Source organism: Roseicella aerolata (assembly GCF_020523605.1).
In the GTDB taxonomy this organism is placed as follows: Bacteria; Pseudomonadota; Alphaproteobacteria; order Acetobacterales; family Acetobacteraceae; genus Paracraurococcus; species Paracraurococcus aerolatus.
On sequence record NZ_JAJAQI010000035.1, the window covers coordinates 32,911 to 46,288 of the forward strand.

At 72.5% G+C, this 13,378-nt stretch carries 14 protein-coding genes; 7 read left to right on the forward strand and 7 right to left on the reverse strand.

What is annotated here, in order from left to right; all coding sequences use genetic code 11:
• Nucleotides 1-6 precede the first annotated feature (6 nt).
• A complete protein-coding gene (locus tag LHA35_RS20020; RefSeq protein ID WP_226611435.1) occupies nt 7-618 on the reverse strand; it encodes a glycine zipper family protein in 612 nt (203 codons plus the stop codon).
• A 113-nt stretch (nt 619-731) separates the two neighbouring features.
• The gene (locus LHA35_RS20025) at nt 732-1,835 is read right to left on the reverse strand and encodes a M20/M25/M40 family metallo-hydrolase (protein WP_226611437.1); all 1,104 of its coding nucleotides are present in this window, start codon (nt 1,833-1,835) and stop codon (nt 732-734) included.
• Nucleotides 1,836-1,882: 47 nt separating this feature from the next.
• On the opposite strand from LHA35_RS20025, the gene LHA35_RS20030 reads away from it, so the two are divergent.
• The 7 genes from LHA35_RS20030 to LHA35_RS20060 all read left to right on the forward strand — a co-directional run bounded on the left by LHA35_RS20030 (nt 1,883) and on the right by LHA35_RS20060 (nt 8,015).
• Nucleotides 1,883-3,019 (forward strand): pyridoxal-phosphate dependent enzyme, encoded by a 1,137-nt coding sequence (locus LHA35_RS20030; protein WP_226611440.1) that lies wholly within the window; start codon nt 1,883-1,885, stop codon nt 3,017-3,019.
• A gap of 3 nt (nt 3,020-3,022) precedes the next feature.
• Entirely contained in the window at nt 3,023-3,508 is a 486-nt protein-coding gene (locus LHA35_RS20035; protein WP_226611442.1) for a DUF6653 family protein, read from the forward strand.
• Nucleotides 3,505-5,034, forward strand: coding sequence for a M81 family metallopeptidase (locus LHA35_RS20040; protein ID WP_226611445.1), 1,530 nt, complete (start codon nt 3,505-3,507; stop codon nt 5,032-5,034). The genes LHA35_RS20035 and LHA35_RS20040 overlap by 4 nt, the downstream gene beginning before the upstream one ends.
• Nucleotides 5,031-6,137, forward strand: a complete 1,107-nt coding sequence (locus LHA35_RS20045) for an alanine racemase (protein WP_226611447.1) — start codon at nt 5,031-5,033, stop codon at nt 6,135-6,137. Before LHA35_RS20040 ends, LHA35_RS20045 begins: the two co-directional genes overlap by 4 nt.
• A 239-nt stretch (nt 6,138-6,376) precedes the next feature.
• Nucleotides 6,377-6,751: a RidA family protein gene (locus tag LHA35_RS20050; protein ID WP_226611451.1), complete on the forward strand. Its 375-nt coding sequence runs from the start codon at nt 6,377-6,379 to the stop codon at nt 6,749-6,751.
• The gene (locus LHA35_RS20055; protein WP_226611470.1) at nt 6,748-7,155 is read left to right on the forward strand and encodes a 4Fe-4S dicluster domain-containing protein; all 408 of its coding nucleotides are present in this window, start codon (nt 6,748-6,750) and stop codon (nt 7,153-7,155) included. The genes LHA35_RS20050 and LHA35_RS20055 overlap by 4 nt, the downstream gene beginning before the upstream one ends.
• Nucleotides 7,146-8,015 carry a (Fe-S)-binding protein gene (locus LHA35_RS20060; RefSeq protein WP_226611472.1) on the forward strand — a complete coding sequence of 290 codons (870 nt, stop codon included), beginning with the start codon at nt 7,146-7,148 and terminating at the stop codon, nt 8,013-8,015. Before LHA35_RS20055 ends, LHA35_RS20060 begins: the two co-directional genes overlap by 10 nt.
• 111 nt (nt 8,016-8,126) lie before the next feature.
• On the opposite strand, the gene LHA35_RS20065 is transcribed toward LHA35_RS20060, so the two are convergent.
• The 5 genes from LHA35_RS20065 to LHA35_RS20085 form a co-directional block, all read right to left on the reverse strand.
• On the reverse strand, nt 8,127-9,101 hold the full coding sequence (locus LHA35_RS20065) for a Bug family tripartite tricarboxylate transporter substrate binding protein (RefSeq protein ID WP_226611474.1): 975 nt from the start codon (nt 9,099-9,101) through the stop codon (nt 8,127-8,129).
• Nucleotides 9,102-9,378: 277 nt separating this feature from the next.
• Nucleotides 9,379-10,338: a Bug family tripartite tricarboxylate transporter substrate binding protein gene (locus LHA35_RS20070; RefSeq protein WP_226611476.1), complete on the reverse strand. Its 960-nt coding sequence runs from the start codon at nt 10,336-10,338 to the stop codon at nt 9,379-9,381.
• A 169-nt stretch (nt 10,339-10,507) separates the two neighbouring features.
• Nucleotides 10,508-11,155 carry a trimeric intracellular cation channel family protein gene (locus LHA35_RS20075; RefSeq protein ID WP_226611478.1) on the reverse strand — a complete coding sequence of 216 codons (648 nt, stop codon included), beginning with the start codon at nt 11,153-11,155 and terminating at the stop codon, nt 10,508-10,510.
• A 27-nt stretch (nt 11,156-11,182) separates the two neighbouring features.
• On the reverse strand, nt 11,183-12,403 hold the full coding sequence (locus tag LHA35_RS20080) for an MFS transporter (protein ID WP_226611480.1): 1,221 nt from the start codon (nt 12,401-12,403) through the stop codon (nt 11,183-11,185).
• A 100-nt stretch (nt 12,404-12,503) separates the two neighbouring features.
• Nucleotides 12,504-13,373: a LysR family transcriptional regulator gene (locus LHA35_RS20085; protein ID WP_226611482.1), complete on the reverse strand. Its 870-nt coding sequence runs from the start codon at nt 13,371-13,373 to the stop codon at nt 12,504-12,506.
• Between the last annotated feature and the right edge of the window lie 5 nt (nt 13,374-13,378).

A 13,378-nucleotide genomic window follows, 5' to 3' on the forward strand; every position in this document is an offset into this window, starting at 1 on the left:
CGGCGCTCACCATCGCCGGTGCCAGCCGCCCCAGCCGCGATAGACGCCGAAGGAGACGCTGGGACCCCAGTACCAGCCCGGCCCGTGATAGGGATAGGCATAGGGCGGCGGGTAGGGATAGGCGTAAGGGGTGGGGTAGGGGTAGGCTGGCGCCGGATAGGCGGTGACCATGGGCAGGGGCGGCGCCTGCACGCTGTTGCCGGTGCTGGCGATGCACTGGGTATAGGCGTTGTCGTAGCGCTGCTGCAGGGACCCGGCCGAGGCCTGGGCATTGCCCGCGCCGATCGCCGAGCCGGCGAGCAGCCCGGCGCCGGCGCCGATCGCCGCCCCCGTCCCCATGGCGGCGCCGGCCGAGCCGATCAGCGCCCCGGTCGCGGCGCCGAGGCCGGTGCCGATGGCGGCGCTGCCGACCGCCGCCTGGTTCGCCGCATTCGCCGGGGTGTTGCCGGTCTGCGCCGCCGCGTAGTTGCGGCAATTCGCGTCCTCCGCCTGAAAGGTCGCCAGGTCCTTCCCCTTGGCGGGAAGGGCGAGGACGCTTGGCCCCGTCGGCGGCGCGACGGCGCAGGCGCCGAGCGAGAGGGGAATCAGCAGGGCGAGGGCGGCGCGTGTGGTGGTCATGGTCCTGTCTTCCTGCCCGGCGCGGGCCGGGCGCTATCCCGCAGCCAATATGGGCCTGCCCCCGGTGGCCTGCCTGCCCATTTGCGTAACGGCCTGTTGCGGGGCGCCGGCCGTCAGCGTGATTCCGCGGCCAGGATCCGGGCAAACAGCGGCACGGCGGCGGCCAGGTCCCGCACGGCCACGCATTCCCGCGGGGTATGCGCCGTCTCGATGCTGCCGGGGCCAAGGATGACGCAGGGGGCGAGGGTCTGCAGTTCCGAGGCATCCGTGCCGTAGGGCGCGGTGCGCGGCGCCTGGCCGGTGACCTCCGTGGTGAGGCGGATCAGCGGATGGTCCACCGGCAGCTCGGGCGGCGGCCCCTCCGCCTGGATGCTCACGGCGATGCCGGCGCGCTCGCCCGCCTTGCGCACCGCCTCCAGGATAGGCGCCCGGTCCAGGCCGCGGCTGGCGCGGAACTTGATCCGCGCCGTGGCGCGGGCGGGGGTGACGTTCACCGCCGTGCCGTGGTTGTCGATGACCAGGTTGAAGTCGCAGAAGGGCGGGTCGTAGGCCGGGTCCTGCAGGGCCGGGTCCTGCCGCAGCCGCTGCTGGATCTCCCGCATCTCCGTCAGGAAGGGGATCAGCGCCCAGTTCGCGTTCGTCCCCTGGCCGGTCGAGGAATGCGCCTGCACGCCGGAGGCAACGGCGGTGATATTGGCGGAGGAGCGGTGGCCGCGCACGGGCACCAGCCCGGTCGGCTCCGCCACCACGATGCCCCGGAGGCCGAGCGAGCGGGCGAGGGCGCTGGCCGCCACCGCGCGGGCGCCCTCCTTGGTCGTCTCCTCATCGGTGGTGATCAGCAGGGTCGCCGCCACATCCGCCGGCACCGACCTCGCCGCCAGGATGCAGGCGGCGACCGCGCCCTTCATGTCCACGCTGCCGAGCCCGTGCAGCAGGCCCGACTCGTCGATCCGCGGCGACCAGGGGTCGTCCTGCCACCCCGTGTCCGGAACGGTATCCATATGGCCGGAGAGGGCATAGCCGCCCTTCGGCCCGCGATGCGCGACCAGCGCGCGCTTCGGGACGCCCGCCGCATCCGTGTAGTCCAGCCGCTCGACCTCGAAACCCGCCAGCTCGGCCTCGATCCTTTCGGCGACGGCCAGGTTGGAGCGAAAGGAGCGGCTGTCGAGCGCGATGAGGTCGGCAGCCAGGCGGGCGACGGCGTCGGCGTGTTCCATGGCCGCAAAGCTTGTCCCGGCGCGGGAAAAGGGCAAGTCTCCGCGGCATGGAGACCCTCGCCTATCTCGATCCCCGCAGCGGCCGCACCTGGCCGCTCGATGTCCCCCGCTGGTGCGGCGACGCGCCGGGGGGAGAACACCTGCCGCTGCTGCTGACCGACCTGCCGGGCATCGCGCCCGGCGATATCGACCGCGGCGAGCGCAGCCTGTGGCGCTACCGCGCCGCCCTGCCGCCGCTCAAGGGCAGCCCGATCAGCATGGGGGAGGGCTGCACGCCGCTGGTGCCGCGGAGCTTCGGTGGCGCGACTGCGCTGCTGAAATGCGAATGGTTCATGCCGACCGGCAGCTTCAAGGACCGCGGGGCCTCCGTCATGCTCTCCCTGCTGCGGGCGCAGGGCATCGATGCGGTGCTGGAGGACAGCAGCGGCAATGGCGGCGCGGCGATCGCGGCCTATGCCGCGGCGGGCGGGATCCGCGCCAAGATCATGGTGCCCGCCAGCACCAGCCCGGCCAAGACGGTGCAGAGCCGGGCGAGCGGGGCCGAGATCGAGCTGGTGCCGGGCACGCGGCAGGACTGCGCCGATGCGGCGCTGCGGGAGGCGGCGAATATCTTCTACGCCAGCCACAACTGGCATCCCTTCTTCCTGGAGGGGACCAAGACGCTCGCCTATGAGCTGTGGGAAGACCTGAGCTTCCGGGCGCCGGACAATGTCATCGTGCCCTGCGGCGCGGGCTCCAACGTGCTCGGCTGCGGCATTGGCTTTGCCGAGCTGCTGCGCGCCGGGCAGATCGATCGACTGCCGCGCATCTTCGCTGCCCAGCCGGCGCATTGCGCGCCGATCGCGCGGGAATTCCTCGGCCTCGACCCCGCCGAGCCGCAGCCGACCATCGCGGAGGGGACGGCGATCGCCCGGCCGATCCGCATGCGGGAATGCCTCGGCGTGCTGCAACAGAGCCAGGGCGGGGCGGTGATGCTGTCCGAGGCGGAGATCGGCCGGGCCTGCCTCGACCTCGCCCGCACCGGCATCTATGTCGAGCCGACCTGCGCCCAGGCGGCGGCGGCCTTCGCCAAGCTGCTGCAGGCCGGCACGATCAATGCCGCCGAGACGACGGTGGTGGTGCTGACCGGCAGCGGGCTGAAGGCGACGCCGCGCATCGCGGAGCTGCTGGGCCTCACACTCTAGGCGATGGCCTGGGAACGGCACCTCGCCGCCGCCTTCCGGCTCGATGAGGCCGGCTGGGCACGCCATGCCAATCCCTGGAGCGGCTGGACGCGCATGGCCATCCTGCCGCTGCTGGCGCTGGTGGGCTGGAGCCGCGCCTGGATCGGCTGGTGGGCGCTGCTGCCGCTCCTGCTGCTGATCGGATTCACCTGGGTGAATCCGCGCCTCTTCCCGCCGCCCGCCCGCTGGGATGCCTGGATCACCCGCGGCGTGCTGGGGGAGCGGCTCTGGGTCGCGCGCGACCGCGTGCCGGTGCCGGCGCATCACCGGCGCCTGCCGCCGCTGCTTTCCGCAGCCGGCGCGGCGGGGATGCTGCTCCTGCTCTATGGGGTGGCCATGCTGGAGATCTGGCCGACCCTGCTCGGCCTGGCGGTCGCCTATCTGGCCAAGCTGTGGTTCATCGATCGCATGGTTTGGCTGCATCAGGATATGGGCGGAGGAACGCCATGACCGGTTCGGGCCCGCGCGTCGCGCTGCTCGGATTCTCGATCGAATGCAACCGCTTCGCCCCGCCGGCGACCATGCGGGATTTCGAGACGCGCTGCTGGCTGGAGGGCGAGGACATCGTCACCGATGCCCGCGGCCCGGCGCCGAAGGCGCTGGGCGAGATGCCGGGCTTCGTCGCCGATATGGACGCCGCCGGACCCTGGCAGCCGCGGCCGATCCTGCTCGCCATGGCGGAGCCGAACGGCCCGGTGGAGCAGGCGGCCTTCGAGGCCATGATGGCGAGGTGGCGCGCGGGCCTGGAGGCGCTGCGCGGTGAGGTGGAGGGCGTCTACTGCGTCCTGCACGGCGCCGGGCTGACTACCGAACTCGACGATCCCGAGGGCGCGCTGCAAGGGCTGGTGCGGAAGGTGCTGGGTGATGTGCCCCTGGTCTGCAGCTACGACCTGCACGCCAATGTCTCGGACGCCATGGTGCGGGACTGCGACGCCTTCGTCGGCTACCGCACCAACCCGCATCTCGACATGCGCGAGCGCGGCGCCGAGAGCGCGCAATTGCTGCGCCGGCTGCTGGCCGGGGAGCGGTCCTTCCGCGCACTGCGCCGCCTGCCGATCGTGGCGCCCACCGTCTCCATGCTGACCGCGGCCGGCCCCTATGCCGAGGTGATCGATCTCGGCCAGGAGCTGGCAGCGCTCGACCCCGCCATCTGGAATGTCTCGGTCATGGGCGGCTTCGCCTATGGCGACACGCCCTTCAACGGCCTGGCGGTGGTGGTGACGGCCGCCGACCAGGGCTCGGCCGACAGCATGGCGGAGCGGCTGGCGCGGGCCGCCTGGGCGCGGCGGGACCGGTTCGTCGCGGAACTGACGCCACTGCGGGAGGCGGTGCGGCGCGCCAAGGAGAGCCCGGTGCCGCTCGCCTTCGCCGATGTCGCCGACAATCCCGGCGGCGGCGGCAGGGGCAACACCATGCATATCCTGGAGGCCTTCCACGCCGCCGGTGTCGAGGGCTGCCTCATGGGCGTCATCCACGACCCGCTGCTGGCCGAGGAGGCGCATGAGAAGGGCGTCGGCGCCCGCTTCACCGCGCGCTTCAACCGCCCGCAGGGGATGCTGACGGCGGACGACCCCTTTAGCCATCCCTTCGCCGCGGAGGCGGAGGTGGTCGCTCTCTCCGACGGGCGGGTGACGGGGCGGCGCGGCATCTTCGCCGGGACCGCGATGACGCTGGGGAAGACCGCGGCGTTGCGGCTCGGCGGCATCACCGTCGTCGTCATCTCCATCCGCACGCAATGTGCCGACCCGGCCTTCCTCGAGCATCTCGGCCTCGATATCGGCCAGGCGCGCAGCGTCGTCGTGAAGTCCCGCGGGCATTTCCGCGGCGGCTTCGACGAATTCTTCACGGCTGACCGGATCGTCGAGGTGGACGCGCCCGGCCTGACCTCCCCCATCCTTTCGCGCTTCGCCTGGACGAAGCTGCCGCGCCCGGTCCTGCCGTTGGACCCCGAGGTGCGCTGGAGCCCCGACGCATGACTCTCGACGACCTGACCACGCCTTGCCTCGTCCTCGACCTTGCCGTGCTGAAGCGCAATCTGGCGCTGATGGAGGCCGCCGTCGCGCGGCACCCGGGCCTCCGGCTGCGGCCGCACCTGAAAACGGCGAAGAGCCGGGAGGTGGCGAGGCTGGCCGCGCCCGGTTTCGGCCCGATCACCGTCAGCACACTCGCCGAGGCGCGCTACTTCGCCGAGGGCGGCTGGCGCGACCAGATCTATGCGGTCGGCATCACGCCGCAGAAGCTGGATGCCGTCGCGGCGCTGAACGCCGCCGGTGCCGCGGTGAAGGTCATCACCGACGATGTCGAGGCGGCGCGCGCCATCGCCGCACATCCCGGCAGGGTCGATGCATTGGCGGAGGTGGATGTTGGGGAGGCGCGCGGCGGCGTCGCGCTGGACAGCCCGGTGCTCCCCGAGATTGCGGCGGCGCTCGGCAAGCGCCTCGCCGGCGTCATCAGCCATTCCGGGCACAGCTATGGCGGCCGGACCATCGAGGACATGGCGGCGATCGCCGAGGCGGAGCGCCTCGGCATCGTCACCGCGGCCGAGCGGCTGCGCGCCGCCGGCCATGCCGTGCCCATCGTCTCCCTCGGCTCCTCCCCCACCGCCATGCATGCCGCGCGCATGGACGGCGTTACCGAGGTGCGCGCCGGGGTCTATATGTTCGGTGACCTGTTCCAGGCCCAGCTCCACACCCACCCGGCCGAGGACATCGCGGTCATGGTCCTCGCCTCCGTCATCGGACGGCGGCCGGAGCGGAACACGCTGCTGCTGGATGCCGGGGCGCTCGCCCTCTCCAAGGACCGCAGCACCCAGGCCGCGCCGCGCGACTGGGGCTTCGGCCGGGTGGTCGGGCCGGACGGCAGCCCCCTGCCCGGGGAGCCGATGGTCGCCCGCGCCTATCAGGAGCATGGTGAGGTCCACAGCGACGCGCCGCTGCCCTTCGACCGCCTGCCGATCGGCGCCCGGCTGCGGGTGGTGCCCAACCACACCTGCCTGACCGCCGCAGCGCATGACCGCTATCATGTGGTGGATGGTGGGACGGAGGTGATCGCCGTCTGGGACCGGGTGAATGGCTGGTAGGACCGGCTGTGGCCATCCCGTAGGGCGCCGCCGGCCGGACGCCCCCATCCCGGCCCATCCGCCGGCAGTGCCGCGATGCGGGCCCGGGCTGCCGCGGCACCGGCATCGCCGCCCTGCGGCAGGCAGGCTGGGCCAGACGCCATAGGGCAGGGCGGTGTCGCCCGCCGCCGCCTCGTGCCGCGGGACTTGCGCGCCGGGCATGGCGCGGGGGAGGCTGGCGGGCGGAGGAGACCCATCCGATGAGCCAGCGCCCCCTGTTCCCGCCCACCCGTATCGTGCCGCTCGGCGGCGGCGCGAAGCTGATCTTCTGCTCCGGCGTTACCGCCCGCGGCAGCGAGGCCGTCGGCAAGCCGGTTCAGGAGCAGGCGCGGGAATGCCTGGCGCGGCTGGAACGGGCCCTGGCCGGGGAGGGCGCCGGCCTCGAGCACCTGCTGAAGATCACCACCTGGCTCTCCGACATGCGGCATTACGATGGCTTCAACGAGGTCCGCCGCGCCGCCTTCGAAGGGCTGGCGACCCCGCCCGCGAGCACCTGCGTCGGCGGGGCGCAGTTCACCACCACCGATGTCTGCATCGAGATTGAGGCTATCGCCGTTCTGCCGGGGCCGGCATGACCCTCGCCGACCATATCCGCGCGGAATCCGCCCGCCTCGCCGCGCTCTGCACGGCCTGCGGCGCCTGCGTCCGCGCCTGCCCGATGACACCCTATGCCGCGGGGGTCACGGCGGCCGGCCCCGAGGCGGTCGCCTTCGGCATGCGCGACGTGCTGCGTGAGGGACCGGGCACGCCGGAAGCGCTGGCCTGGATCGCCGCCTGCACCCGCAGCGGCCGGTGCACGGAAGCCTGCCCCGAGCGCCTCGATGCCGCCTTCATGCTGCGGCTGGCGCAGTGGCGGGCCAAGGGCGCGCTCGGCGAGCCGCCGCGCTTCCCGGTGCGGGAGGACACGCAGTTCTCGCCGAAGGTGAAGGCCTTCGCGCGACTGACCCTGGCCGAGCAGGAGCAGCGGGAATGGCTCTAGGCACGCCGGCGCCGACCGATCCGGACCTGCGGACGGAGGCGGCCGTCTTCTGGTATGGCTGCAACATGACGCGGCATGGCGAGCTGATCCGCGCTACCACCCGTATCCTCGAGGCAGTCGGCATCGCTGCCGCCCCCGCCGGCGGGCCGGGGCATTGCTGCGGCAGCCCGAAGGAGGCGAATGCGCGAATCGCCGGCGGCATGGCGCAACGGACCGTCGCAGCCTTCAATGCCAGCGGCCGGGACACCGTGGTCACCTGGTGCCCCTCCTGCCACATGAACATGCAGGACAGCATGGCGCCGGTCACGCCGACGAATTTCGCGACGGTGCACGTGACGGAGGCCCTCTGGGCACGGCGCGAAAGGCTGGCGCCGCTGCTGACGCGGCGCGTCGAGGCGCGCGTGCTGCTGCATGCGCATCACGGCTTCAACGGCCGCGTCGCGGTGAATGACATGGTGCCGGGCCTGCTGCGGTTGATCCCGGGCGTCACGATCGTGGAGCACGCCTACCGCGCGCCCGGCCATATGTGCAGCGCCATCGCCGCCGTGCCCGGCGCACTGGCCGATGCGCAGCGGGCGACGCTGGCGGCCATGGCGGAGGCCGGCGCCGACACGCTCTGCACCATCTTCCATTCCTGCCACCGGGAGAGCGTGGCGCTGGAGCGCCATGGCCTCCGCGTGCGGAACTGGATCCACCTGCTGGCCGAGAGCCTCGGGATCCCCGCGGAGGACGAATACAAGACCTGGCGCAATGCCGAGGACCCGCGCGCGGCGATCGGCGAGGCGCGGGTCGCCGCGGCGGGGGAGGTAGCCTTCACCCGGCTGGTCGAGCCGGAACTGCGCAGGCCGCCGCCGGTCTGAAACCAATGGCCTCGATCACTGATCCCTGCAACGCGGGCGCCAGTCCGCGCTGAGGCTGCCACTCCGGCGCTCTTGCCCGGACGCGGTCACGCATCCGGGCCGTTGGTCTGATCAGCCCTCGATCGTCAGCTTCAGCCGCTCGGCGATCTCGGTCCATTCGCGCAGGTTGCGCGCGATCTGCGCCTTGAAGGTCGCCGGGTCCTGGTAGCTCGGCACCGTGTCCACCGCCAGCAGGCGGCGATGCGTCTCCGGCTTCTCCGCGGCGATGCGGAACACCTCCGCGAGCTTGTCCAGGATGGGCTGCGGCGTGCGCGCCGGCGCCAGCAGCCCGCTGAAGCCGCTGAAACTGAATCGGTCCGAGAAGCCGAGCTCCTTCATCAGCGGCGTCTCGCCGAGGGCCGGGACGCGCCGGTCGCCGGCCGTCATCAGGGCCCGGAGGCGCCCGGCCTTGATCATCTCCCCGGCGGCCGCCATCGAGTGGAACCCGCCATGGATCTGGCCGGCCAGCATGTCCTGCAGCATCGGCGTCTCGCCGCGATAGGAGACATGTTCCATCCGGAGGCCGGCTTCCTCGGCGACCAGCAGGGCGAAGGCATGGCCGGTGGAGCCCGGCGCGTAGGAGCCGAGCGAGAGGTCGCGCCCTTTGGCCCAGGCGGCGAAGTCCGGCCAGTTGCGGATCTCGGCCGGCACCTTCGGCCCGATGCAGAAGCTGATGGAGGTGGTGCCGAGCCGCCCGATCGGCGCGAAGTCATTCACCGGATCATAGGGGAAGCGCCGCATCACCACCGGCGTCTGCACATGCGTGGTGATGGTGAAGAGCAGCGTATAGCCATCAGGCGCCACCTTTGCCGCAGCCTCCGTCCCGACCAGCCCGCCGGCGCCACCGCGGTTCTCGATGACGATGGGCTGGCCGAATTCAGGCTGCATGCCCTCGGCGGCGATGCGCGCCCAGGTGTCCGTGCCGCCGCCGGGCGGGAAGGGGACGATGAAGCGGACCGGGCGGTCGGGGTAGCTGCCCTGGGCACGCGCGAGCATGGGCGCGGCAAGCACCCCGGCCGCGAGGCCGAGGAAGGGGCGACGGCGCATTGGTCTCTCTCCCGTGCTGCGCCACTCCCGGGCGGCGCTTCGCCGGAGAGGCTAGAGCAGATCGCGGACGGGCGTGAACGCCCGGGAGCGTGACTCTGCTCGAAAGACAAAGAACTGCAGCGGCGCGGCGTTCAGCCTTGAACGCCGCGCCGCTGGAGGGCGGAACGCGGCGACGCGTCGCTTTGCCCCGGAGGCAACACGCCGCGGCGGATGGGCGTTCGGGAAGGAGTGCGGTCCGCCGGCCTGGGACGCGACCGCCGCCCCGCAGGGCGCGCGCTCAGCCCTCGACCGTCAGGCCCAGACGGTCCACCAGCCCCTGCCAGAAGCGCTGGTACTGCTCGATATCGGCGCGGAACTCGGCGGGGCCCAGATACTGCGGAATGGTGTCCATCTCGGCGAGGCGGCGCAGCACATCAGGCCGCTGCATCGCCTGGCGGAAGGCATCGACCAGCGCGGCCTGCGCCGGCTCCGGCGTGCGGGCGGGGGCAAAGAGGCCGATGAAGCCGCCCTGGCCGAAATAGTCGGGATAGCCGAGGGAGACGAAGGTCGGCACCTGCGGCATGCTGGGAATGCCGTTGCGGCCGAGCGTCGCCAGTGGCCGGATGCGGCCGGAGCGGATCGCCTCGCCGGAGCCGGTCATGGAATGGAAGGCGCAGGGGATGCGGCCGCCGAGCACGTCCTGCAGCATCGGTGCCTCTCCGCGGTAATGCACCGCGGTCATCTCCAGCCCCTCCAGGTCCGAGAGTGCCTGGGCAAAGGCGTGGCCGGAAGAGCCGGGGGAATAGGTACCGTAGGGAAGCTGTTTTCCCTTCGCCCAGGCGACGAACTCCTTCAGCGTCGTCACCGGGATGTCGGCGCGGACGCAGAAGGGCAGGGGCGTGGTGCCGAATTTCCCGATCGGGGCGAAGTCGTCCGGCGTGTAGGGCCAGCGGCGGAACACCACCGGCGTCTGGATGAAGGAGGCGATGTGGAAGAGGATGGTGTAGCCATCCGGCGCGGCGTTCTTCACCGCCTCCGTCCCGATCATGCCGCCGGCGCCGGCGCGGTTCTCGATGACCACGGGCTGGCCGAGGGTGACGGCCATCGGCTCCGCGACCAGGCGGGCCCAGATATCCGTCGCGCCGCCCGGCGGCAGGGGGACCACCATGCGGATGGGGCGGTTGGGGTAGGGGGATTGGGCGAGCGCCGGTGCGGCGAAGCCGGCGGCGGCGAGCCCGAAGAGGCTCCGGCGATGCATGAACGTCTCCTGCATGGATGGGCCGTCTGCGCGGCCCCTGCCGTGCCAGGGTGCAGGCTTGGCGACCGCTGCTCAAGCCCCGTGGTGACGCGCCCCATGGTGGCGCGCCTTCGGATGCGCCCTTGGTCGGCCTGCCGCCGCGCCATCGGCGACGCATCAGGCCGCCGCGTCAGTCGCGGTCGGGGTAGTCCCGCCCCGGCCGCGGCTTGTAGGCGGGCAGCGACCAGCCGCGGGCGATCGCCACGGCGCGGATGGAAAAGGCGACGGCCATGCCCGCCAGCAGCGCCGGGTCGCGCCACACCCCCTGCATGCGCAACCCGACGAAGACCGCGGCGCCCGCCAGCGCGGCGAGGGCATAGATCTCCTTGCGCAGCAGCAGCGGGACCTCGGCGCAGAGCACGTCGCGCACCACGCCGCCGAAGGTGGCGGTGACGACGCCGAGCAGCACCGCCGCCCAGGGGGTGGCGCCTGACAGCAGTGCGATCTCGGCGCCCAGCACGGCAAACAGGGCAAGGCCGACCGCATCGGCCCAGAGCAGGGCGCGGAACCGGCTCTCCACCCGGTGGGCGGTGAAGAAGATCAGCAGGGCGACGCTGCCGGCGACCGCCAGCCAGACGGGGTCGCGCAGCCAGAAGGGCGGAATGCGGCCGAGCAGCAGGTCCCGCAGCGTGCCGCCGCCGAAGCCGGTGACGGCGGCAACCAGGACGAAGCCCACGGCGTCCATCCGCTTGCGCGAGGCGACGAGCGCCCCCGAGGCGGCAAAGACCGCGATGCCGGCGATGTCCAGCCAGCGCAGCAGGGCGTCAAAGGCCGTCATGTCACCCTGCCACCCCCGCCGGATGCCCTATTCGGCCGGCATCGTGCGCGGGGCGCGCAGCGTCCGCGCCGAGCCCTGCGCGCCCCCCGCGCAGAGCAGCGACAGGCCGAGGAAGCCCGCGATCACCGGCAGCACGAGGCCCGGATAGCCGAAATCGATCAGCAGGCCGAGCGGCACCGGGGTGATGGCGCCGCCGAGCGGCAGGCCGGCGGAGACGAAGCCGAAGACCTTGCCGATCTGCCCCGGCGGGCAGGCATCCTTCAGCATGACATCGCGCGGTGTGCGGGAAGTGCCGAGCGCGAGGCCCGCCAGCACCGCGACCACCGGCAGCACCGCCTCCGGCAGCGGCACCAGGCCGGGGACCAGCAGCAGCGCCATGGCGGCCAGAGTCAGCGCGGTGACCATGCCGAGCAGGTTGCGCTGGCTCTTGTCGGCGATCCAGCCGCCGACCAGCGTGCCGCCCGTCGCGCCCATCATGTAGCCGGTGAGCGCGGCCGAGGCGACCAGCACCGGCGTGCCCCAGAGCTTGCCGAGCACCGTCACCAGCCAGGACTGCACACCGGAGCCGGCCATGGCGCTGAGCAGGAAGAAGGCGAAGAAGAGCAGCATGGGCCGGCTCAGCAGCAATTCCCGCCCGCCGGGGCCGTCCTCCTTCGCCTTCGGCCTGGCCTGGTCGTGCAGCACCCGGCTCTGCAGCAGGATGGCCGCGACCACGGGAATGCCGAGCAGGCCGACCGTGAGCAGCGCCATGCGCCAGTCCATCACCGTCAGCATCAGGGCGATGGCGGGCGGGGCGAGGGCGAAGCCGAGATTGCCGGTGAAGGTGTGCAGGGCGAAGGCGCGGCCCATGAAGCCCTTGCTGATGGAACCCGCCATGATGGCGTAGTCGGCCGGATGGATGACGCTGTTGCCGATGCCAGACAGCACGGCGAGCAGCACGATCGCCCAGAAACCCGGCGCGAAGGCCATGGCGGCGATCGAGAGCGCCATGAGCAGCGTGCCGCCGACCAGGAAGGGCCGCGCGCCCCAGCGATCCACCCAGAACCCCACCGGCGTCTGCAGCAGGGCGGTGGTCGCGCTCATCAGCGCGACGGAGAGGCCGAGGGTCGCGTAGGAGACGTCGAATTCCTGCCGCCAGACCAGGAAGAGCGGCGGCAGGCAGAGCATGTAGAAATGCGAGAGGAAATGGCCGGTGCCGATCAGCGCGCAGATGCGGGCGTCGCGGCCGGGGGACGGCTCTGGCGGCATGCCGGGCGGGGCTCCAGGGACCATGGAGCAGCAAACCTGCGCCGGGGGGCGGCCGGGGTCAATCTGCGGGCGGGCAGGCCGGCGGCGGCATGTCCAGGGCTCAGGCCGCCGTTGCCATGTCGGGGCCCGAGAGGCTCTCCCGCAGGAAGCGCACCAGCGGTTCGGCCAGCGGGTTCTGCCCGGCCGTGTCGCCGAACAGGCACATCTCCACGGTGCCGAGCGGGGGCAGGCCGGGTACCTCCACGAGGCCGGGCGGCAGGCCGTGCCGGCCCATCACCGTCAGCGCGAAGCCGGCCTGCGCTGCCGCGGCGACGCCGAGCAGGCTGGCGGAGGTATAGACCACCTCGAAGGCCATCCCGGCGCGCGCCAGCGCCGCCAGCGCCCGGTCGCGGAGCATGCAACCCGGCGGCAGCATGGCGAGCGGCAGGGGCCGCCCCTCCGGCGCCTGCCAGTCGGGGGCGGCGACCCAGACCACCGCCTCGGTCCAGATCGGCCGGCCCTCCGTTTCGCCATCGCGCCGCTTGCCGAGGACGAGGTCGAGCGCGCCCTTCTCCTGCGCCGCGCGCAATTCGTGGCTGCGGCCAACCTCCACCTCCAGCCGCACCTCCGGCCAGGTGCGGGCGAAGCGGGCGAGCAGGGGGGCGAGGTTGCGCGGCACGAAATGGTCGGCGACGCCGAGCCGGAAGCGCCCGGCGACCGGCGGCGCCACCAGGCGGCGCACCGCCTCGTCGTTCAGGGCCAGGATGCGGCGGGCATAGGCGAGCAGGGTCTCGCCATCCCGGGTCAGGGCGATGGCGCGGCTGGTGCGCTCGAAGACCCGGCGCTGTACCAGATCCTCCAGCCGCTTCACCTTCAGGCTGACGGCGGATTGCGTCAGGCCGAGCGCCTGGCCCGCGGCGGTGAAGCCGCCGCGCTCCGCGACGGTGACGAAGCAGCGGAGCAGGTCGAGATCGAGATCGGGAATGCGCATGGCAT